Origin of the sequence: Streptomyces sp. NPDC007907 (assembly GCF_042959365.1) — a bacterium.
Classification (GTDB): Bacteria; Actinomycetota; Actinomycetes; order Streptomycetales; family Streptomycetaceae; genus Streptomyces; species Streptomyces indiaensis.
In genome coordinates, this window is sequence record NZ_JBIBKR010000010.1 from 107,208 (window position 1) to 128,124 (window position 20,917).

16 protein-coding genes and 1 pseudogene are annotated in these 20,917 nt (G+C 71.4%); 4 read left to right on the forward strand and 13 right to left on the reverse strand.

All coding sequences use genetic code 11. The annotated features are described in order from the left end of the window. Positions 1-44: 44 nt before the first annotated feature. From ACFZDI_RS34330 to ACFZDI_RS34385, 12 genes are all read right to left on the reverse strand, one after another. Positions 45-1,229: an inositol-3-phosphate synthase gene (locus ACFZDI_RS34330; protein WP_391256162.1), complete on the reverse strand. Its 1,185-nt coding sequence runs from the start codon at positions 1,227-1,229 to the stop codon at positions 45-47. Positions 1,230-1,312: 83 nt separating this feature from the next. Further along, entirely contained in the window at positions 1,313-5,035 is a 3,723-nt protein-coding gene (locus ACFZDI_RS34335) for a ThuA domain-containing protein (protein WP_391256165.1), read from the reverse strand. A 136-nt stretch (positions 5,036-5,171) separates the two neighbouring features. Continuing rightward, complete coding sequence (locus ACFZDI_RS34340; RefSeq protein ID WP_391256167.1) at positions 5,172-6,170, reverse strand: TIM barrel protein; 999 nt, start codon at positions 6,168-6,170, stop codon at positions 5,172-5,174. A gap of 15 nt (positions 6,171-6,185) precedes the next feature. Then, positions 6,186-7,397, reverse strand: a complete 1,212-nt coding sequence (locus ACFZDI_RS34345) for a Gfo/Idh/MocA family oxidoreductase (RefSeq protein WP_391256170.1) — start codon at positions 7,395-7,397, stop codon at positions 6,186-6,188. Positions 7,398-7,452: 55 nt separating this feature from the next. After that, complete coding sequence (locus ACFZDI_RS34350) at positions 7,453-8,499, reverse strand: substrate-binding domain-containing protein (protein ID WP_391256172.1); 1,047 nt, start codon at positions 8,497-8,499, stop codon at positions 7,453-7,455. Between the two features lie 17 nt (positions 8,500-8,516). Next, the gene (locus tag ACFZDI_RS34355; protein ID WP_234847710.1) at positions 8,517-9,533 is read right to left on the reverse strand and encodes an ABC transporter permease; all 1,017 of its coding nucleotides are present in this window, start codon (positions 9,531-9,533) and stop codon (positions 8,517-8,519) included. Continuing rightward, positions 9,530-11,047 carry an ATP-binding cassette domain-containing protein gene (locus tag ACFZDI_RS34360; RefSeq protein ID WP_391256175.1) on the reverse strand — a complete coding sequence of 506 codons (1,518 nt, stop codon included), beginning with the start codon at positions 11,045-11,047 and terminating at the stop codon, positions 9,530-9,532. Before ACFZDI_RS34360 ends, ACFZDI_RS34355 begins: the two co-directional genes overlap by 4 nt. A gap of 88 nt (positions 11,048-11,135) precedes the next feature. After that, positions 11,136-12,317, reverse strand: a complete 1,182-nt coding sequence (locus tag ACFZDI_RS34365; RefSeq protein WP_234847712.1) for an ROK family transcriptional regulator — start codon at positions 12,315-12,317, stop codon at positions 11,136-11,138. 232 nt (positions 12,318-12,549) lie between these two features. Then, positions 12,550-13,227: an FCD domain-containing protein gene (locus ACFZDI_RS34370; RefSeq protein ID WP_391256178.1), complete on the reverse strand. Its 678-nt coding sequence runs from the start codon at positions 13,225-13,227 to the stop codon at positions 12,550-12,552. Between the two features lie 156 nt (positions 13,228-13,383). Next, a complete protein-coding gene (locus ACFZDI_RS34375) occupies positions 13,384-14,322 on the reverse strand; it encodes a beta-ketoacyl-ACP synthase 3 (protein ID WP_391256181.1) in 939 nt (312 codons plus the stop codon). A 182-nt stretch (positions 14,323-14,504) separates the two neighbouring features. Beyond that, positions 14,505-14,645: a hypothetical protein gene (locus tag ACFZDI_RS34380; RefSeq protein ID WP_234847715.1), complete on the reverse strand. Its 141-nt coding sequence runs from the start codon at positions 14,643-14,645 to the stop codon at positions 14,505-14,507. After that, positions 14,614-15,948 carry an OFA family MFS transporter gene (locus ACFZDI_RS34385; protein WP_234847716.1) on the reverse strand — a complete coding sequence of 445 codons (1,335 nt, stop codon included), beginning with the start codon at positions 15,946-15,948 and terminating at the stop codon, positions 14,614-14,616. Before ACFZDI_RS34385 ends, ACFZDI_RS34380 begins: the two co-directional genes overlap by 32 nt. Before the next feature lie 140 nt (positions 15,949-16,088). Here ACFZDI_RS34385 and ACFZDI_RS34390 point away from each other — a divergent pair. Together ACFZDI_RS34390 and fdhD are read left to right on the forward strand one after the other, a co-directional pair. Continuing rightward, positions 16,089-16,379 (forward strand): annotated as a pseudogene (locus ACFZDI_RS34390) (Fe-S-binding domain-containing protein); the annotation flags it as partial. A 7-nt stretch (positions 16,380-16,386) separates the two neighbouring features. Next, a complete protein-coding gene (fdhD, locus tag ACFZDI_RS34395; RefSeq protein WP_391256185.1) occupies positions 16,387-17,235 on the forward strand; it encodes a formate dehydrogenase accessory sulfurtransferase FdhD in 849 nt (282 codons plus the stop codon). 213 nt (positions 17,236-17,448) lie between these two features. On the opposite strand, the gene ACFZDI_RS34400 is transcribed toward fdhD, so the two are convergent. After that, on the reverse strand, positions 17,449-17,886 hold the full coding sequence (locus ACFZDI_RS34400) for a MarR family transcriptional regulator (RefSeq protein ID WP_391256187.1): 438 nt from the start codon (positions 17,884-17,886) through the stop codon (positions 17,449-17,451). A 103-nt stretch (positions 17,887-17,989) separates the two neighbouring features. Between ACFZDI_RS34400 and ACFZDI_RS34405 the strand changes: the two genes are divergently transcribed. Then, positions 17,990-18,907, forward strand: a complete 918-nt coding sequence (locus ACFZDI_RS34405) for a zinc-binding dehydrogenase (protein WP_391256190.1) — start codon at positions 17,990-17,992, stop codon at positions 18,905-18,907. Between the two features lie 137 nt (positions 18,908-19,044). Continuing rightward, positions 19,045-20,916: an exo-alpha-sialidase gene (locus ACFZDI_RS34410; protein WP_391256192.1), complete on the forward strand. Its 1,872-nt coding sequence runs from the start codon at positions 19,045-19,047 to the stop codon at positions 20,914-20,916. Position 20,917: the final 1 nt, after the last annotated feature.

The window sequence follows — 20,917 nt, forward strand, 5'->3', positions numbered from 1 at the left end:
TCGGGGAGTTTCGTCGGGGTGGCCGTCAGGGCGCTCGCGCAGCGTCACAGGGCTCCTCCTGTCTCCTCGGTGTCCCTCACCGGCGGTGTGCCGTCGCCCACTCCGTCGGGCCGCCCCAGGCTGCGCCCGAACCGGAGCAGTTCCTCGTACTGCTCGGACAGGCCCGACGGGCCGTTCCCCACCGGGTCCTTGAAGTAGAAGCCGAGCGCTCCGAGCGGGCCGGACAGCCCTGTCTCGTGGGCGCGGGCGGTCAGCCGGGCCAGGTCCAGCACCAGGGGCGCGGCCAGGGCCGAGTCGCAGCCCTGCCAGGTGGTCTGGAGGATCATGCGGGTGCCGAGGAAGCCGTCGAAGGCGATGTGGTCCCAGGCGGTCTTCCAGTCGCCGAGGGCGGGCACGTCGTCGATGTGGACCTGGCCCTCGGGGACGGCGCCGAGGGTGTCGGCGAGGACGCGTTCCTTGCCGGCGTTCTTCGCCGCCGCGGCGGCCGGGTCGGCGAGGGCGGCGCCGTCGCCGCCGCCGAGCAGGTTCGTGCCCGACCAGGCCCGGACTCTCAGCGCCCGCTGGGCGAACATCGGGCCGAGGACGGCCCGCAGGAGCGTCTGTCCGGTCTTGCCGTCCCGCCCGGCGTGGGGCAGGCCGCTGCGCTCGGCCTCGCGGGCGGCGACCGGGTGGTGCATGCCCTCGGAGGGGGTGAAGTTGACGTAGGGGCAGCCCGCGCGCAGGGCGGCGAGCGCGTAGAGGGTGCTGGCCGGCAGCGGGGTGCCGGGTCCGCGGGAGGCGGGTTCGGTGGAGGCGACGTTCACGACCACGGCCCGCTCCAGCTCGTGGCGGTGCAGGAAGTCGCGCAGGTCGCCGGTGAAGGCCGTGATCAGTTCGGCCTCGCTCCGGGTGTCCCCGGGGGTGGGGCCGCCGGGCCTGATCTCCCGGTCGGCGGCAGCGAGTTCGGCGGTGACGGCGGTGGCCACGCCGGGTGGGAGGACACCGCCGGCGGTGAGGGTCTCGGCGCGTTTGGGCAGCGGGCAGTCGTGGGTGTCGTGGCCGCCGAAGACGAGGTCGGACAGTGCGGGCAGGCCGCTGTCGGTGAACGCGGGTGTCTCGGTGACCATGCCGGTGGGCGGGTGCAGTCCGGCGGCGACGGCGGCGCACCCCGTGACGACGGTGGTGGCGACGGAGCCGCGGGCTCCGATCAGCCACACCCCCACACGTGGTCGGGAGAGGGACGCGGACATGGGCAGCCTCCTGATCGTGCGCGAGCCACGCGGGGACGGGGGGGACGGCGGGCGGGGGTCCGGCGTCCCCCGCCCGCCGTCGTTCACTGGCCCTGGACGGGCAGTTCCTTCAGCTGGATGTTGCGGAAGGAGACCTGGTCGCCGGCGCCGTGGTTCTGCAGGCCGATGTAGCCGTCGGTCAGGCTCCGCTCGGGGTCCTTGTTGGTGAAGTCGTTGATCTTCACTCCGTTGAGGAACACCTGGAGGCGTTCGCCCTGGACCTTGATCTCGTAGGAGTTCCACTGGCCGGGCGGCCGCAGGACCTGGTCACGGGCCTTGATGTTCGCCGACTTGAACGAGTAGACGGAGCCCGTGGTGCGGTCGGGCGCGTCCGTGGCGTCGATCTGGATCTCGTAGCCCTTGTTCACCGCGGACCAGGGGTCGTCGGAGGCGGGGAAGCCCACGAAGATCCCGGAGTTGTCGTCGCCCCGCATCTTCCAGTCGAGCTTGAGGGAGTACGACTTCAGCTCCTTGGCCTGGTACCAGAGCAGGCCCATGCCGCCCTCGGTCTCCAGGGTGCCGTCCTTGACGTTGAACTGTCCGGGTCCGGCCTGCTTCCAGCCGTCCAGGGTCTGGCCGTTGAAGATCTTCCGGTAGTCCTTGCCGGGCTTGCAGTCCGCCTTGACCTGGCCGGTGGCGTACTGGAGGCCGCCGAGCAGGTGGGCGCGGAAGGCCTCGTCGGCGTAGGACTCCTTGGTGTGGCCGCCGCCGGTGTAGAAGGACCGGCCGCCGCCGTAGCTCTGGCACCAGGCGATCGGGTGGTCGCCCTTCATGGTGCCGCCCTGGTAGGTGGTCTCGTCCAGGGTGGCGAGGACCTTGGCCTTCTCCCGCGGGTTGGTGCGGTAGTTGTACCACTCGTCGGTGCGCTCCCAGGCGTCGCCGAGGTGCGCGGTCGACGGGTGGTCATGGTCCTCGACGCGGACGGTGGCCTTCTGGATGGCCGGGTGGGACTGGAAGTAGGCGCCGACGAGGCCGCCGTAGAACTCCCAGTCGTACTCGGTGTCTGCGGCGGCGTGGACGCCCAGGTAGCCGCCGCCGTTCTTCACGTAGTTCTCGAACGCCTGCTGCTGCTCGGCGTTCAGCACGTCGCCGGTGGTGGAGAGGAAGGCCACGGCGTCGTACTTGGCGAGGTTGGCCGTGGTGAACTGCCGTGCCTCCTCGGTGGCGTCGACGGTGATGCCGGCCGGACTGCCGAGTTCCTTCAGGGCGGTGATGCCCGCCGGGATGGAGTCGTGCCGGAAGCCGGCGGTCCTGGAGAAGACCAGGACCTTCTTGCCGCCCTTGAACGGCTCCGTGGAGAACTCGAAGTCGTCCACGTCGTACAGCGCGCCTTCGCCGCCCTTGAAGACCAGGTAGATGTCGGTGGTCTTCTTCGGCAGTGACCGCAGCGGCACGTCGACGTTCTGGAACGTCTCCCAGCCGCCGGTGGGCGGGATGTACGCCGAGCCGTGCAGGGGCCCGTCGGGCGAGCCGGTGCGCAGTTCGACGAAGCCGCCCGCGCCGCCGGAGGAGGCCCGTACGGTCATCTTCTTCTGCCCGTCGAACCGGTAGGGGCTGAAGGAGATCCAGTCGCCGTCGTTGATGTCGCCGACGGTCTTGCCGCCGTTGGCGCCGGTCTTGGTGATGACGGAGACGCCCGACTGGGTGGTGAAGTGCTCGCCCTGGCGGTGCAGCGGCTGGAGCACGGTGCGGGCGGTGCCGGTCAGGGACTCCTGGCCGTTCGCTCCACCGTCGGTGTAACTGGCGCCGACGACGCCGTAGATGTTGGCGTTGGGGTCGTGGCCGCCGTCGCCGGGGGGCGGTGTCAGGGTGCCCTCGCAGCCCATCTCGCTGGTCAGTTCGTGGGCGTGGGAGTCGTGGCCGAGGCTGTAGGTGACCTTGACCTTGGAACAGTCGACGGTCTCCTCGGGGTCGGTGACCTTCACCCTGAACGGGACGGGCTTGCCGAAAGCGGCCATGCTGCCGTTGCCCGGGGTTTCGATCGTCACCTTCGGCTCGGTGTTGCCGACGACGATCCGGACGCTGGCGTTGCCGGTGTTGCCCTCGGGGTCCTTGGCGGTGAAGGTGGCGCTGTAGGTGCCGACCTTCTTGTACGTGTGGGTGGGGGTGAGGCCCTCGCCCCTGGTGCCGTCGCCGAAGTCCCAGCCGTAGGTGAGGTTCGTGGAGTCGGCGTCCTTGGCGGAGGCGGTGAACTTCACCTTGAGGCCGGCCGCGCCGGATGTCCTGTCGGCGCTCACCTCGGCGATCGGGGAGAAGCCGTCCTCGGCGTTCTCGATGCGGTACAGCGCGGAGTCCTTGTCGCCCTGGAACCAGGAGAGGCCGTAGTCGAGGACGTAGAGGGCGCCGTCGGGGCCGAACTCCATGTCCATGATCTGGGTGCCGGTCCACGGGAAGTCGTTGATCTTCGCGACGGAACCGTCCGCGTTCTGCTCGATCCGCTTGATCCAGCGGCGCCCGAACTCGCCGGCGAAGAAGTCCCCGTCGTAGGCCTCGGGGAACTTCACGCTGGAGTTCAGCCCGGGGTCGTAGCGGTACACCGGCCCGCCCATCGGGGACTCGGAGCCGCTGCCGAACTCGGGCACGGAACCGCCGTCGTACGGGATCCAGGCGGCCTGCGCGGGCGGCAGGTCGGTGAGGCCCGTGTTGTGCGGCGAGGTGTTCTTCGGTGCGTCGCAGTCGAACGTCTCGCCGGACTCCTTGGTGGCGAAGTCGTAGTCGACGTAGGGGTCGTTGTCGCCGGTGCAGAAGGGCCAGCCGAAGTTGGCGGCCTTGGTGACCTTGGCGAACTCGACCTGTCCGCCCGGGCCGCGCTTGGGGTCGGCGGCGCCGGCGTCGGGGCCGTAGTCGCCCACGTAGACGGTGCCGGTCTTGTCGTCGACGCTCATGCGGAACGGGTTGCGGAAGCCCATCGCGTAGATCTCGGGGCGGGTCCTCTCGGTGCCCGGGGCGAAGAGGTTGCCCTCCGGGACGGTGTAGGAGCCGTCCTCGGCGACCTTGATGCGCAGGATCTTGCCGCGCAGGTCGTTGGTGTTGCCGGCGCTGCGGCGGGCGTCGAAGGCCGGGTTGCGGTTCGGCCGGTCGTCGATCGGGGTGTAGCCGTCGGAGGCGAAGGGGTTGGTGTCGTCGCCGGTCGACAGGTAGAGGTTGCCGTCCGCGTCGAAGTCGATGTCGCCACCGACGTGGCAGCAGGTGCCCCGGGAGGCCGCGACGTCCAGGACCTTCTTCTCGCTGGACAGGTTCAGCGTGCCGTTGGGGTTGAGGACGAAACGCGAGAGGCGGTTGACGCCGTCGAACTTCTTGAAGTCGTCGGCGGTGCCGGTCTCCGGGGCGTCGCCCGCGGGGGTGTCCAGCGGCGGGGCGTAATACAGGTAGATCGCCCGGTTGTTCTTGAAGTCCGGGTCGATGCCGACGCCCTGGAGACCTTCCTCGTCGTGGCTGTACACGTCGAGCTTGCCGGCGACCTTGGTGACGCCGCCCTGGTCGGTCAGGCGCAGTGTGCCGTCGCGTGAGGTGTGCAGGACGCTGCGGTCCGGGAGGACGGCGAGCGACATGGGCTCACCCGTCTCGGGTTCGCCCTTGGCGAGCGGCACCTGCTGGAACTGGCCCTCGGCGGCCGCCGGTTCGTCGTGTTCCGGGTGCCCGGGGTGGGCGCCGGCGACGGTGGCGGGGGTTCCGACGGCGAGAAGCAGGCCGGTGAACAGGGCTACGGTGCTGCGAAGTCCGGTACGCCTGGGGGTGCGGGTGCTGCTGGGTCTGGTTCTGTGCACGAAGTCCCTCCGGGAACGGGGTGGGCCGTACGGGGTGGGTGCGAAGCGTGCGTGCGGGCGCCGGGGTGCGCCGTCACCCCGGAGGTGTGCTGTGCCTTGAGCGCGTCAAGGCAGGTCAGTGTGGTGAACTTGTGGTTCAGCTGTTGAACGCGGCGTCGAAGGACGCGCTGGGCGGTTCGAAGTCGAAGGCCTTGAGCCGGGTCAGGGCCTCGGGCGCCCCCTGGAGCCGGTCCATGCCGGCGTCCTCCCACTCGACGGAGACCGGACCCGTGTAGTCGATGGAGCGCAGCATGCGGAAGACGTCCTCCCAGGGGACGTCGCCGTGCCCGGCGGAGACGAAGTCCCAGCCGCGCCGCGGGTCGCCCCAGGGCAGGTGGGAGCCGAGCCGGCCGTTGCGTCCGTCGAGGCGCTTGCGGGCCTCCTTGCAGTCGACGTGGTAGATCCGGTCGCGGAAGTCCCAGAGGAAGCCGACCGGGTCGAGGTCCTGCCACACGAAGTGCGACGGGTCGAAGTTGAGGCCGAAGGCGGGGCGCCGGCCGACGGCTTCCAGGGCCCGCTGCGTGGTCCAGTAGTCGTAGGCGATCTCGCTGGGGTGGACCTCGTGTGCGAACCGCACACCTTCGGCGTCGAAGACGTCCAGGATCGGGTTCCAGCGGTCGGCGAAGTCCTGGTAGCCGCGTTCGATCATCACCTCGGGGGCGGGCGGGAACATGGCGACCAGGTGCCAGATGGCGGAGCCGGTGAACCCGATGACGGTGTTCACGCCGAAGGCGGCCGCGGCCCGGGCGGTGTCCTTCATGCGCTCGGCGGCCCGCTGCCGGACACCCTCAGGGTCTCCGTCGCCCCACACCTCGCCCGGCACGATGGCCTGGTGGCGTTCGTCGATGATGGCGTCGCAAACGGCCTGGCCGACCAGGTGGTTGGAGATGGCCCAGCACTTCAGACCGTACTTGTCGAGCAGGGCCCGGCGGCCGTCCAGATACGTCGGGTCGGTGAGTGCCTTGTCGACTTCGAAGTGGTCGCCCCAGCAGGCGAGTTCGAGGCCGTCGTAGCCGAAGTCGCGGGCGAGGCGGCAGACCTCCTCCAGGGGCAGGTCCGCCCACTGGCCGGTGAAGAGCGTGAAGGTGCGGGGCATCGGTACAGGCCCTCCTCAGACCGCGATCGGCGTGTAGACGGAGTTCTTCTCGGCACTCTCCTCGACCGCCGCGAGCACGCGCTGCACCTGCAGCCCGTCGGCGAAGGAGGGTTCGGGGCGGCGTCCCTCGGCGATGGCGTGGACGAGGTCGCGGGCCTGGTGGACGAAGGTGTGCTCGTAGCCGAGGCCGTGGCCGGGCGGCCACCAGGCCTCCAGGTAGGGGTGGTCGGGTTCGGTGACGAGGATCCGGCGGAACCCGGCCTCCGCGCCCGGCTCGGTGGCGTCGTGGAAGGACAGCTCGTTGAGCCGCTCCAGGTCGAAGGCGAGCGATCCGCGCTCCCCGTTGAGTTCGATGCGCAGGGCGTTCTTGCGGCCGGTGGCGTAGCGGGTGGCCTCGAAGGAGGCGAGGGCGCCGGAGGGGAAGCGGGCGGTGAAGAGGGCGGCGTCATCGACGGTGACCTGCCCGGTGCCCGCGGAGGTGACGGCCGACAGACCGCTCGTGGCACCGGTGGGCAGGGGCCTCTCCCGTACGAAGGTCTCGGTCAGCGCGGAGACACCGGCCAGCGGCTCCCCCACCAGGTGCTGCGCGAGGTCGACGATGTGGGCGCCCAGGTCGCCGAGCGAGCCGGAGCCGGCCTGCTCCCTGCGCAGCCGCCAGGTCAGCGGGAACGTGGGGTCGACCAGCCAGTCCTGGAGGTACGTCACGCGCACGTGCCGCAGCGTGCCCAGCCGGCCCTCGGCGACCATGCGGCGGGCCTGGGCGGTGGCGGGCACCCGGCGGTAGTTGAAGCCGACCATCGCCACCTGGCCGCGTGCGTGGGCCTCCTCGGCCGCCAGCGCCATCGAGGTGGCCTCCTCGACGGTGTTGGCCAGCGGCTTCTCGCACAGGACGTGCTTGCCCGCGGCCAGGGCGGCCAGGGCGATCTCGGCGTGGCTGTCGCCGGGGGTGCAGATGTCGACGAGGTCGACGTCGTCCCGTTCGACGAGGGCCCGCCAGTCGGTCTCCGTGGACTCCCAGCCGTGCCGGTCGGCCGCGGCCCGGACGGCGGCGGTGTCCCGGCCGCAGATCACGGCCTGCCTGGGGTTCAGCGGCAGGTCGAAGACGCGGCCCGCGGTGCGCCAGCCCTGGGAGTGGGCGGCGCCCATGAAGGCGTAGCCCACCATCCCCACGCGCAGGGGTGGCTTGCCTTTCTCGGTCCCTTCCGACTGCTGCTGCGGCTGTCCCATACGGGTGTCCTCCTCGTCCTGGTCGGGGTGGCGCACGTGGGGGGTGCGGGGTGGCTCACTTGAAGCCGGTGGACATGTACTGGTCGACGTTGGTCTTGTCGACGACGGCCGAGTAGAGGGTGAGCGACGAGGGGATCTCGAACTCGGCGAGGCCCCCGATGCCCTTGCTCTGGCCGAGGGCGCGGGCCAGGTCGACCGCGGAGGCCGCCATGGTCGGCGGGTACAGCACGGTCGCCTTGAGGACGCCGTCGTCCTGCTTGATGGCCTGGAACGCGGAGAGCGCGCCGGCGCCGCCGACCATCAGGAAGTCGTCCCGCCCGGCCTGCTCGATGGCGCGCAGGGCGCCCACGCCCTGGTCGTCGTCGTGGTTCCACAGCGCGTCGAACGTCGACTGGGCCTGGAGCAGCTGTGCCATCTTGGCCTGGCCGGACTCGACGGTGAACTCGGCGGCCTGCCGGGCGACCTTCTTGATGTTGGGGTAGTTCTTCAGGGCGTCGTCGAAGCCCTGGGTGCGCTGCTTGGTGAGCTCCAGGTTGTCCAGGCCGGCCAGTTCGATGACACGGGCGCCTGACTTGCCCTTGAGCTTCTCGCCGATGTAGTGCCCGGCGTTGAGGCCCATGCCGTAGTTGTCGCCGCCGATCCAGCAGCGGTAGGCCTGCGGGGAGTTGAAGATGCGGTCGAGGTTGACGACCGGGATACCGGCGCGCATCGCCTTCAGGCCGACCTGGGTGAGGGCCTTGCCGTCGGCCGGCAGCACGACCAGGACGTCGACCTTCTTGTTGATGAGGGTCTCGATCTGGCCGATCTGCTGGGCGGTGTCGTTGGAGCCCTCGGTGATCTCCAGGGTGACGTCGGAGTACTTCTCGGCGCGGCTCTTGGCGTTGTCGTTGATGGCGTTGAGCCAGCCGTGGTCGGCCTGCGGTCCGGCGAAGCCGATGGTGACCTGCTTGCCGGGCTTGTCGTCGGCGGCCGGCTGGTCGTTGCCGGCCTGCTGGTCCTCGGACTGGGACGGCTCGTTGCTCGTGCACCCCGTGAGGAGGGCACCGGCGGAGACGGCGGCGGCCCCGAAGAGCAGCCCTCTGCGGCTCGTGATCTCTGGCATGGCGGTCAACCCTTTCCTCAGGTCGTGCTCGCGGTACGGCGCTGGACCAGCACGGCGGCGACGATGATCGCGCCCTTGGCGATCTGCTGGACGTCGCTCTGCAGGTTGTTCAGGGCGAAGATGTTGGTGATCGTGAAGAAGATCAGGACGCCGAGCACGGAGCCGGTGATGGTGCCGCGGCCGCCGGTGAGCAGGGTGCCGCCGATGATCGCGGCGGCGATGGCGTCGAGTTCGTAGAGGTTGCCGTTGGTGTTCTGGCCGGAGCCGGACAGGACGATCAGCAGGAAGGCCGCGATGCCGCAGCACAGGCCGGACAGCAGGTAGAGGTAGAGCCGCTGGCGGCGGACGTCGATGCCGGCGAGCCGGGCCGCCTCGGGGTTGCCGCCGACGGCGACCGTGCGGCGGCCGAAGGTGGTGCGGTTGAGCACCAGCCAGCCGATGACCGTCACGACGGCGAACACCAGGACCAGGGGCGGGATGCCGAGGACGTAGGCGTCGCGCTCCCCCAGGTCGAGGACGGACGGCACGGTGACGATCTGGGTCTTGCCGTCGGTGATCTGCAGGGCGAGGCCGCGGGCGGAGGCCAGCATGGCGAGGGTGGCGATGAACGGCACCATCGAGCCGTAGGCGATGAGCACTCCGTTGACCAGGCCGCAGCCGACTCCGACGACGATCGCCGTGAAGAGGATGCCGGCGAAGCCGTACTCCTGGGTGGCGACCGTGGTCGCCCACACCGAGGCGAGGGCGACGATCGCGCCGACCGAAAGGTCGATGCCGCCGGAGACGATGACGAAGGTCATGCCGACGGTGACGACGCCCACCACGGAGGCCTGGGTGAGGACCAGTTGCAGGTTGCGGGTGTCGAGGAACTCGTCGGGCTTGGTGATGCCGCCGACGACGATCAGCGCGGCGAGCACGCCGAGCAGGGAGAGGGTGCGGACGTCGGCGCGGGCCAGCAGGCCGCGCCAGGCCGGAGGCCGGTCCTCGGGCACCGTCGCGGTGCTGTCCCGCGGCGGGGAGACGGGCTGCGTCATGACGCCGGGCTTCCTTCCATGACCAGGTCGAGTACGCGGTGTTCGTCGAGTTCGCGCGCGGGTGCCGTGTGGACGACACGGCCCTCACGCAGCACCAGGACGCGGTCGGCGAGGCCGAGCACCTCGGGCACCTCGCTGGAGACCAGCAGCACGGCGAGGCCCTCGTCGGCGAGCCGGCGGATGACCGCGTAGAGCTCGGCGCGGGCGCCCACGTCGACGCCGCGGGTGGGTTCGTCGAGCAGCAGTACCTTGCAGCCGCGCAGCAGCCAGCGTGCCAGGACGGCCTTCTGTTGGTTGCCGCCGGACAGGGTGCGCACGGGCACGGACGGGTTGTCGGGCCGGAGCGACAGCTCGCGGGTGGCGGCCCGGGCGGCTCCGAGTTCGGCGCCCCGGTCGATCCAGCCGCCGCGTGCGAAGCGGGACATGGAGGAGACCGACACGTTGCGGGTGACGGACTCCAGCATGAGCAGGGCCTGCGCCTTGCGTTCCTCGGGGGCGAGCCCGAGTCCGGCCCGGACGGCGGCCCGTACGCTGCCCGGCTTCAGTGCCCGGCCGCCGACCCGTACCTGACCGGTCGTCGGTTTGCGGGCACCGTAGACGGTTTCGAGGATCTCGGAGCGGCCTGAGCCGACCAGGCCGGCGAGGCCGACGATCTCGCCCGGCCGGACCTCCAGGTCGAGCGGCTCGAACTCCCCTGGCCGGGACAGCCCTTGGACGGTCAGGACCGGTGCGCCGGGCGGCGGGGAGACGGGGCGGTCGGGGAAGACGTACTCGACGTTGCGGCCGGTCATCAGGGCGACGACCTCGCGGGTCGGTGTCGACTTCGCCGGGAGTCCGTTCGCGACGGCCCGTCCGTCCTTCAGGACGGTCACCCGGTCGCCGATGCGGCGGATCTCCTCCAGGCGGTGGGAGATGTAGACGACGGCCACTCCGGCGGCGGTCAGGTCGCCGACGATGCGGAACAGGTTGTCTACCTCGTCCGGGTCGAGTGCGGCGGACGGTTCGTCCATCACGATGAGCCGCACGTCGTGGGAGAGCGCCCGCGCCATGGACACGATCTGCTGCTGCGCCGCCGACAACTGTCCCACGAGCCGGGCGGGATCGATCTCGGCATGACCGAGTCGCTTCAGCAGGGCGGCCGTCGACGCCCTGGCCGCCCTCCCCCGCACGACGAAGCCCGCGGTGGTCGGCTCATGCCCGAGGTGGACGTTCTCGGCGACCGACAGGTGCTCCACCAGGTCGAGTTCCTGGTAGATGGTGGCGATGCCGAGGCGCATGGCGTTGATCGGCGAGCGGAGGATGACCTCCTCGCCGCGCCAGCGGATGCTTCCGGTGTCGGGCTGGTGGGCGCCGGCCAGCACCTTGATGAGGGTGGACTTGCCGGCGCCGTTCTGGCCGAGGAGGCAGTGCACCTCACCGGCCTGGACGTCCAGGTCGACGCCGTCCAGGGCCCGGACTCCGGGGAACGACTTGGTGATACCGGACATGCTGAGCAGCGGTGGTTCTGATGCCATGCGGATTCCCCTTGGCGGGCGTGCGGGCCGGTTTCAGGGCAGGGCAGAGCAGGGCGCTGTGCTGAGGGAGCCGTGCTGTCGGAGAGGACTACGCGGGTGAGAACAGGTGGTCGCTGATGAGCCGGGCCGCGCCGGTCACTCCGGCGGCGGAACCCAACTCCCCGAGGACGATGGGGAGGTTGCCGGTCGCCAGCGGCAGCGACTGGCGGTAGACCTGGGTGCGGATCGCGGCGAGCAGCGTGTGGCCGAGGCCGGTCACCCCGCCGCCGATCACCACCAGGCCCGGGTTGAAGAAGCTGACCAGGCCGGCGATGACCTGGCCGGTGCGGTTGCCGCCCTCGCGGATCAGATCGAGGGCGGTGGCGTCACCGGCCGCGGCAGCGGCGGCGACGTCCACGGCGGTGAGCGCGCCGTTGGTGTCCAGCCGCGAGGCCAGTTCGGCGGAGAGCCCCTGCTGGGCGGCCTCCGTCGCGTCGCGGGCCAGGGCGGCTCCACTGAAGTGGGCCTCCAGGCAGCCCCGGTTGCCGCAGGCGCAGGGGCGGCCGTCGGGGACGGCCTGGATGTGCCCGATGTCGCCGGCGCTGCCCGTCGTGCCGCGGTAGACCTCACCGCCGACGACGATGCCGCAGCCGATGCCGGTGCCGATCTTGACGCAGAGGAAGTCGGCGACGGTGCGGGCGACGCCCGCGTGCTGCTCCCCCATCGCCATGAGGTTCACGTCGTTGTCGACCATGACGGGGCAGCCGAGTTCCTGGCTGAGCGCCTCCCGCACCGGGAAGCCGTCCCAGCCGGGCATGATCGGCGGTGCCACCGGGATGCCCTCGGGGAAGCGGACCGGGCCCGGGACGCCGATGCCGGCGCCGTCGAACCCCTCCGCGAGCCCGGAGGCCCTCAGCTTCGCGGCCATGGCCAGGACCTGCTCGAAGACCGCGACGGGCCCTTCGCGCACGTCCATGGGGTGGTTGAGGTGCCCGAGGGTCTCCAGCTCGGCGTTGGTGACGGCGACGTCGACGGAGGTCGCGCCGATGTCGACGCCGAGGAAGCGGAGTTCGGGGTTGAGGCGGATGTTGTGGGAGCGGCGGCCACCGCGCGAGGCGGCGAGTCCGTCGGCCACGACCAGCCCCGTCTCCAGCAGCCGGTCCACCTCCACGGCGAGCTTGGACCGCGAGAGGTCGACCTGGTCTCCCAGCTGGGCACGGGAGTTGGGGCCGCCGTCGCGCAACAGCGTGAGCAGTCGGGCCTGATGGGCGTTTCCGGGTCGTGCGGTCATACGTCTCACGAGCCCCTCCCCGCCTCGATCGGCCTGTGCGCGCCGGTTTTCCGCCACCTCGGTGGCTTGCTTTCGGAGGGAACGTAGCAGCGGCTGCCGGGAGTGGGAAGAAGTCGCGCAGGAATTGCCCCGCACTTTCTCCACTCAGTGGACAAAGAAGCGGTGACGGATGCCCCGCCTCGCAGGAGAGGCAGGGCAGGCCGAACTGCCGTACTACGGGCTCGTGGTGGCGCTAGGCACGTGAACGCGCGTGGTACGACCGTCGCGTGTGCTCGGTGTGTTCGCGCATCAGCCGGGTGGCGCGCTGTTCGTCGCGGTCGGTGACCGCGGCGATCAGTTCGCGGTGCTCGATCCAGGACTGGTGACCGCGCCGGCGGGCCACCGGCGTGTAGTACCAGCGCACGCGCCGGTCGACCTGGGCGGCGAGTTCGGCCAGGACCGCGTTGCCGGCGAGCTCCATGATCTTGGCGTGGAAACGGGCGTTCATCGCCACGGCCCCGTCCACGTCGTCGGCGTCGACCGCCTTCTCGCCCTCCGCGCACAGCGCTTCCAGGGCGGCGATGCCCGCGCTGTCGGCGTTGGCCGCGGCGAGCCGGGCCGCCTCGGCCTCCAGGAGCGTACGGACCGTGAGGAGCTGGTCGGCCTCCTCCTCCGTCGGCTCGTGCACGAACGCGCCCTGGGCAGGCCGCAGATCGACCCACCCCTCGGTGTTCAGCCGCTGCAGCGCCTCGCGCACCGGCTGCCGGGAGACTCCGAGGTGCCCGGCGAGTTCGCTCTCGACGAGGTGCCGGCCGGGCTGGAGCGCACGGGTGGTGATGAGTTCGAGCAGTGCCTCGTAGACACGGTCGCGCAGCGGACCCGGGCGTTCCAGCTTGGGTACCGCCCCCTGGGGCAGGCCTGTCGACAGCATCGCGGTCCCCCTCCTCGGCAGGGCCGCGCACAGCGGGGCGCGAGCCGGTGTCGCCACAGAGTCGGTATTGATTGTCTTTCGTCTACAGTCCACGGCGCACAAAGGACAGGCTTGGGGGGAGTTGAGCGCGTCACACCCCGAGGAACCGAGACGGGCTCAGGGGCAGCGGACGACCTGGCCCGCGTACGACAGGTTCCCGCCGAAGCCGAACAGCAGCACCGGGTCGCCCGTGCTGAGCGCGCCCTGCTCGACCAGTTTCGAGAAGGCCATCGGGATGCTCGCGGCCGAGGTGTTGCCGGACTCCGTGACATCGCGTGCGACGACCGCGTTGACGGCGCCGATCTTGTCCGCGAGGGGCTCGATGATGCGCAGGTTCGCCTGATGCAGGACGACCCCGGCGAGGTCGGCCGGCTCCAGCCCGGCCCGTTCGCAGGCCCGGCGGGCGATGGGCGGGAGCTGCGTGGTGGCCCAGCGGTAGACGCTCTGGCCCTCCTGGGCGAAGCGCGGCGGAGTGCCCTCGATGCGCACCGCGTTGCCCATCTCGGGCACCGAGCCCCACAGCACCGGACCGATGGCCGGCTCGTCCGCGGCCTCCACCACCGCGGCGCCGGCCCCGTCGCCGACGAGCACGCAGGTGCTGCGGTCGCTCCAGTCGGTGACCTCGGACATCTTGTCCGCCCCGATCACCAGCGCCCGGCTCGAGCCCCCCGCGCGGACGGCGTGGTCGGCGGTGGCCAGGGCATGGGTGAACCCGGCGCACACCACGTTGAGGTCCATGGTGGCGGCCTGCGGGATGCCCAGGCGGGCCGCGACCCGGGCGGCCGTGTTGGGCGAGCGGTCGACGGCGGTGGAGGTGGCGACCAGCACGAGGTCGATGTCGGCCGGGGCCAGTCCGGCCGCGGCGAGGGCCTTGGCGGCGGCGTGTCCGGCCAGTTCGTCGACCGGCTCGTCGGGGCCGGCGATGTGCCGTGTGCGGATGCCCACCCGGCTCCGGATCCACTCGTCACTGGTGTCGACCAGGCCTGCCAGGTCCTCGTTGGTGAGCACCTTGGCGGGCTGGTAGTGGCCGACGGCGGCGATGCGCGAGCCGTTCATTGGGTGGATCCCCCTCGTGCCTTGGGTAGCGGATCCACCAGTCTGATCAGTGACTCACGGGTACGACGGCAGCCAAGGCGACAGGAAACCGGCGCCCGGGTTGTCAGCTTCGGTCAGGAGCTCGGACGCCCGGGCACCTGTCGAACGCCGCCGGCGGCCTCGACCGCCGCCCGCCCCGGCTGCTACCCGGTGAACAGCTGCGTCGCCTTGCGGACGAGCTCGTACAGCCCGTAGGCGAGCGGTACGCCCACCCACGCCCAGGCGAGGGCGATCAGCCACCGCCGGTCCGGGCTAGGCGGACTCTGACTGCTGTCGCTCGACATGCGCGGCCTCCTTCGGGGCGGGGACGTGGTGGCGGGGGTCGACGGGCCGGACCAGTTCGTTGGCGACGAAGCCGACGACGAGCAGCCCGATCATGATGGCGAACGACAGCCCGTACAGGGACGCGCCGTGCCGGCCCGCCTCCTCCTGGCGGTCGGCGATCCAGTTCACGATCAGCGGGCCGAGCACCCCGGCCGTGGACCAGGCGGTGAGCAGCCGCCCGTGGATGGCACCGACCTGGTACGTACCGAACAAATCCCTCAGATAGGCGGGAACCGTGGCGAATCCACCGCCGTAGAAGGAGAGGATGACCAGGGCACACAGGATGAACAGCGGCTTGGAGGAGTCGCCGAACAGGGCGATGAGGGTGTACATCAGGGCGCCGACACCCAGGTAGAGGCGGTAGATGTTCTTGCGGCCGATGAGGTCGGACGTCGAGGACCAGCCGATGCGGCCCGCCATGTTCGCCGCCGACAGCAGCGCGACGAATCCGGCGGCGGCCGTCACCGACACCGGCGTGGAGGTGTCCGCGAAGAAGTCCGTGATCATCGGCGCGGCCTTCTCCAGGATGCCGATGCCCGCGGTGACGTTCATGCAGAGCACGATCCACAGGAGCCAGAACTGGGGGGTGCGGAGGGCCTGGTTCGCGGAGACCTGCGGGCCGGTGGGGGCTTGTCGCGCAGTTCCCCGTGCCCCTGCGGCGTGACGCGGAACCCGGACCAACAGCACACCCAGCAACATGAACACGGCGTACGACAGCCCGTGCACCAGGAAGGCCAGTGCGATGCCGGTGCTGTCGCCGCCGAAGGACTCCAGCATCTGGGCCGACCACGGCGAGGCGATGAGCGCGCCGCCGCCGAAGCCCATGATGGCGATGCCGGTGGCCATGCCGGGCCGGTCCGGGAACCACTTGATCAGCGTGGAGACGGGTGAGATGTAGCCGATGCCGAGACCGATGCCGCCGACGAAGCCGTAGCCGAGGACGATCAGCCAGTACTGCTCCAGGGACGCGCCCAGCGCGGAGAGCAGGAAGCCGGAGGAGAAGCAGAGCAGGGCGACGGTCATCGCCCAGCGGGGGCCCTTGCGCTCCACGAGGGTGCCGCCGAACGCGGCGGACAGGCCCAGCATGACGATGCCCAGTTGGAAGGGCAGCGCGCTCTGCGTGCCGCTGAGGCCGAGCGCGGACTCCAGGGGCGGCTTGAACACGCTCCAGGCGTAGGCCTGGCCGATGGAGAGATGTACGGAGAGAGCGGCGGGCGGAACGAGCCAGCGGCTCCAGCCCGGGGGCGCGACGGGGGGACTCATGAACCCCGGACGGTAGGGATGCCGACAGGCGTTGGGAAGACGGGCCGTCGACCGTATGCGGTGAGCGGTATCCGGCATGCGCCGAACGGTCGGCGCACGCATCCTTGCCCAGCCGACCTCCATACGGCGGACACCCTTTGCTGACCGGCTCCGCGTGCGTGTACTGCGGGAACCGCATCGAGGTGTGCCCCACGGGCGCGCTGTCGTTCAAGGCCGAGTTCGACATGCGCGCGGCGGGTACCTGGGACGAGGCGTGGCAGACGGTGACCACCACGGGGTGCGCGTACTGCGGAGTGGGCTGCGACCTGACGCCGCACGTACAGGACAATGGGATCGTCAAGGTCACCTCGCCGCTCGACAACCCGGTGACCCACGGCCATCTCTGCATCAAGGGCCGCTTCGGCCACCAGCACGTACAGAACCGGGACTGATCAGGACATGGGACGAGTCACGGAACGACGCAAGGTGATCCGCATCCGGGACGGGGTGGTCTCCAGCCGTCCGGACACGCTCGTCGCCGAGGAGCCGATGGAGATCCGGCTCAACGGCAAGCCCCTGGCGATCACCATGCGTACCCCGGGTGACGACTTCGCATTGGCGGCGGGTTTCCTGGTGAGCGAGGGAGTGCTGGCCGGGCGGCAGGACCTGCAGAACATGGTCTACTGCGCCGGGGCGACGGCCGAGGGGGCCAACACCTACAACGTGGTCGACGTGAAGACGGTCCCGGGCGTGGTGATCCCCGACATCACACTGGAGCGCAACGTCTACACAACGTCCTCCTGCGGGCTGTGCGGCAAGGCGTCACTGGACGCGGTGCGCACCACGGCCCGGTGGCCCGTCGCCGACACTCCCCCGGTCCAGGTCTCCCCCGAGTTGCTCGCGAGCCTCCCCGACCGGCTGCGCGCGGCCCAGCGGGTCTTCGACCGGACCGGGGGCCTGCACGCGGCGGCTCTGTTCTCGGAGGAGGGCGAGCTGCTGGACGTCCGGGAGGACGTGGGCCGGCACAACGCGGTCGACAAGCTGGTCGGCCGGGCCCTGCAGAACGGGGAGCTGCCGCTGTCGCGGGCGATCCTGCTGGTGTCGGGCCGGGCCTCCTTCGAGCTGGCGCAGAAGGCCGTGATGGCCGGCATTCCGGTCCTGGCGGCCGTGTCGGCGCCGTCCTCGCTGGCGGTGGACCTGGCCGCCGAGACGGGCCTGACGCTGGTGGGCTTCCTGCGGGGCAGTTCCATGAACGTGTACGCGGGTGAGGACCGGATCGCCGTGCGGGCCGCGGCCGCCCAGGGCTGAGCAGGTCCCTCCCACGGACACGGGGTCCCTCCCGCGACACGGCCCCTCCCGCGACACGACGGCGTGGCCCCGACCGGCGGCGCCCCCTGCGCCGCAGGGCCCCGTCTCCGCCTGCCCGCTCGGGGGCCGCCGGGTCGTCGGCCGACCGTACCGGGTCTCCGGAGCGGCACTGCCGTCGGTCGGCCGTACCGGACGTCCGGAGCGGCACTGCCGTCAGTCGGCCGTATCGGATATCCGGAGCAGCATCGCCATGAACTGATCCCGCTCGGCCGCGGACAGCGGTGCGAGCAGTTCGTCGTTGGCGGCGCGGGCCGCCTTCTCGCAGCGCTTCAGCAGCCGCGCTCCCCGCTCCGTGAGGGACACCGCGTTCTTGCGGCGGTCCTTCGGGTCGGGCTCGCGGACCACCAGGCCGGCCGACTGGAGGTCATTGAGCACGCCGACCAGGTCCTTGGGGTCCAGCCCGATCCCGCGGCCGAGGTCGGCCTGGGCGACGGGGGCGAGGTCGCGGACGGCGGACAGCACCACGTGGTGCCACATCCGCATGTCCTCCGCGGCCAGCGCCTCGGCCACCAGGGCCCGGCCGCGGGCGGCGGCGCGGCCGAGCAGCCAGCTGGGCAGGGAGCGGATCGCGGGGAGGGGGGCTTCCGGCATGGACTCAGCCTAACCAAGAAATCGTTGGCTCTTCCTACGATCCTCCTATACCGTTGGGCCTCCCAACGATCCCGTTGGGATCACCAACGCCCCCGGAGGTGCGATGCGCCGCGTCCGCTACGACGTCCCAGGCGGCCCCCTGTTCCTGGAGGAGGCACCGCTCCCCCGGCCCGGCCCCGGCGAGCTGCTCGTGCGCACGGAGGCGATCGGCGTCACGCTCCCGGTCGTGCGCAAGGTCAGCGAGGCGGCCGAACCGATCCCGCTCGGCGGCGAGATCGCCGGGCAGGTCACGGCCGTGGGAGAGGGTGTCACCCGCTTCGGCACGGGCGACCGGGTGACCGGCCCCTGTTTCGGCCATGGCTACGCGGACTTCGCCGTGCTGCACGAGGCCATGGCCTCCCCGGTCCCCGGGGACGCGAGCGCCGTCGACGCCATCGCCCTGGTCCGCAGCGGTCTGGTCGCCCTCGGCGCACTGGAGGCGGCCCGCCCCGAACCGGGCGAGGCGGCCCTGGTCACCGCGGCCGCGAGCGGCGTCGGCCATCTGGCCGTGCAGCTGGCCAGGACACGCGGCGCGGGGCGTGTCGTGGGCGCCGTCTCCGACCCGGGCAAGGCCGACTTCGTGCGTGGTCTCGGTGCCGACCACGTCATCGCGTACGGCGACCGGAGCTGGGGCACCCCGGTCGACTACGTGCTGGACGCGGTCGGCGGCGAGTTGCTCACCCGCGCCCTGCACGCGCTCGTCCCCGAGGGGCGGCTGGTGGCGTACAGCTCGGGCGGCGGCGCCATCCAGGCGTACGACCTGCTCGTGGACGCCAAGTCGGTGACCGGCTTCCAGATGGCCCGGATCGCCCGCGGGAAGCCGGAGGTGTACGAGCACTGGCGCGAGGAGCTGTGGCGGCTGTTCGGCGCCGGAGAGCTCAGGCCCGCCGTCCACGGGGAGTTCGCCCTGGAGGACGCGGCGAAGGCGCACGCGGAGATCGAGGGCCGGTCCAACCTGGGCAAGGTCGTCCTGATCCCCTGACGCGGGTCCTTGTGGGGGGTCTGTGAGCCAAGTACCGTCTGTGACCCACACAGGGGACGTGGAATGTCCGGATGACCGGATGTCTGTTCCATGACCAGGTGGTCCAGCCGACAGACGCATGAAGGGCAGGTCGCACCATGCCGTCAAGTCTTCGCACACGTCTGAGATCCACCCTGACAGCCGCCGTCACCGCCGGGGCGCTGCTCGTGCCGGCCGTCCCGGCCCACGGCCGACCCGCCACGCCGTTACCGGAGTTCGAGCAGCAGGTGCTGTTCAAGACGTCCCAGGACCCCGGCTACGCCTGCTTCCGGATCCCGGCGATGGTGCGCACCACCCGCGGCACCCTGCTCGCCTTCGCCGAGGGCCGGGTCCTCAACTGCGGCGACGCGGCCGACATCGACATCGTCGTCAAGCGCTCCACCGACGGGGGCCGCACCTGGGGGCCGCTCCAGGTCGTCACCGAGGGCGCGGGCGACACGCACGGCAACCCGGCGCCCGTCGTGGACCGTAGGACGGGCCGGATCCTGCTGGCCGAGACGTACAACACCGGCCGGACGGACGCCGGCAACTGCGCCGTGCCCTGCGACCGCACCCCGCACCTGCAGTACAGCGACGACGACGGCCGGACCTGGTCGCAGCCGCGCGACCTGAGCGACGAGATCCTGCCCGAGGACTGGAACTCCTGGTACGCGACGGGTCCCGTGCACGGCATCCAGCTCACCCGCGGCAAGCACGCCGGGCGGCTGGTGTTCGGCGTCAACACCGAGACGTGGAACGGCAGCCGGGTCTCCGCCAACCACGCCGCGCTCGTGATCAGCGACGACGGCGGCGACTCCTGGCAGATCGGCGCCACGGACACCTGGCCCATAGCGCCGGACGGCACGTTCCGGCAGAAGCCGTCGGAGGTGACGCTCACCGAACGCGCCGACGGCGCCCTGCTCGTCAGCGGCCGGGAACAGGACGGCACCGACCTCGGCCACCGCTCCCAGACCCTCAGCCGGGACGGCGGGGACAGCTTCGCCACGCCCTTCCGCGACCTGCCGGACCTGTACACCCCGCAGGTCCAGGGCGCGATCCTGCGCCGCGGCGACCGGATGCTGCTGTCCGCTCCGGCCGACCCCGACCGCCGCCGCACGATGATGGTCCGCTCCTCCTACGACGGCGGGCGCACCTGGGAGAGCGTGGACCGGGGCACGGTCGTCACCACGGACTGGTCCGGTTACTCCGACATGGCACCCGTCGACGGCACCACGGTCGGGCTGCTGTACGAGGGCGGCGCCGTCGACGCGCGCGACGAGATCCGCTTCGCCCGCTTCACCGAGGACTGGCTGATGCCGCGCCGGGGCGCCGACCCGACCACGCGGGACGCGGCGGCGGGCGCCCGGCCCGCGGCCGTGCTCGGCGGTGCCGCGCGCACGGCCGGTGTCCGCGGCGGCGCGCTCTCCTTCGACGGCGCCGACGACGCCGTCCGGCTCCCCTACCGGTCCCGGCTGCCGCTCGGGGACGGGGACTTCACGGCGTCGCTGCACTTCCGCTACACGGCCACGACCGGCGAACAGCCCTTCCTGTGGATGGGCGGCATCGGCACCACCCAGCCGCAGATCTGGCTGCGCGGGGAACCGGCGAGCGGCCGGGTCCGCGGGCTGATGACCACCCGGTCGGGCGCGACGACCGTCAGGTCCGCCTCGGTGTCCACCGACGGCGCCCACAACGACGGCCGCTGGCACCATCTCGCGCTGCGCCGCGGTGGCGGGCGGTTGACGCTCTTCCTCGACGGCGAGGCGCTCGGCACCGCCGACGTGCCGGGCTCGGTCAGCCGCAACTCCCCGTTCGGCGTGCACATCGGGCAGCGCATGGACAGCCGGGCGTTCCTCACCGGGGCGATCGACGACGTCCGGGTGTGGAACCGGGCCCTGAGCGACGGGGAGCTGGCCTCCGGCGCCTCGGGCGCGGCCTCCCGGGGCACGGTGCTGTGGCTGCCCATGGACCAGGTGAGCGGCAGCAACTAAC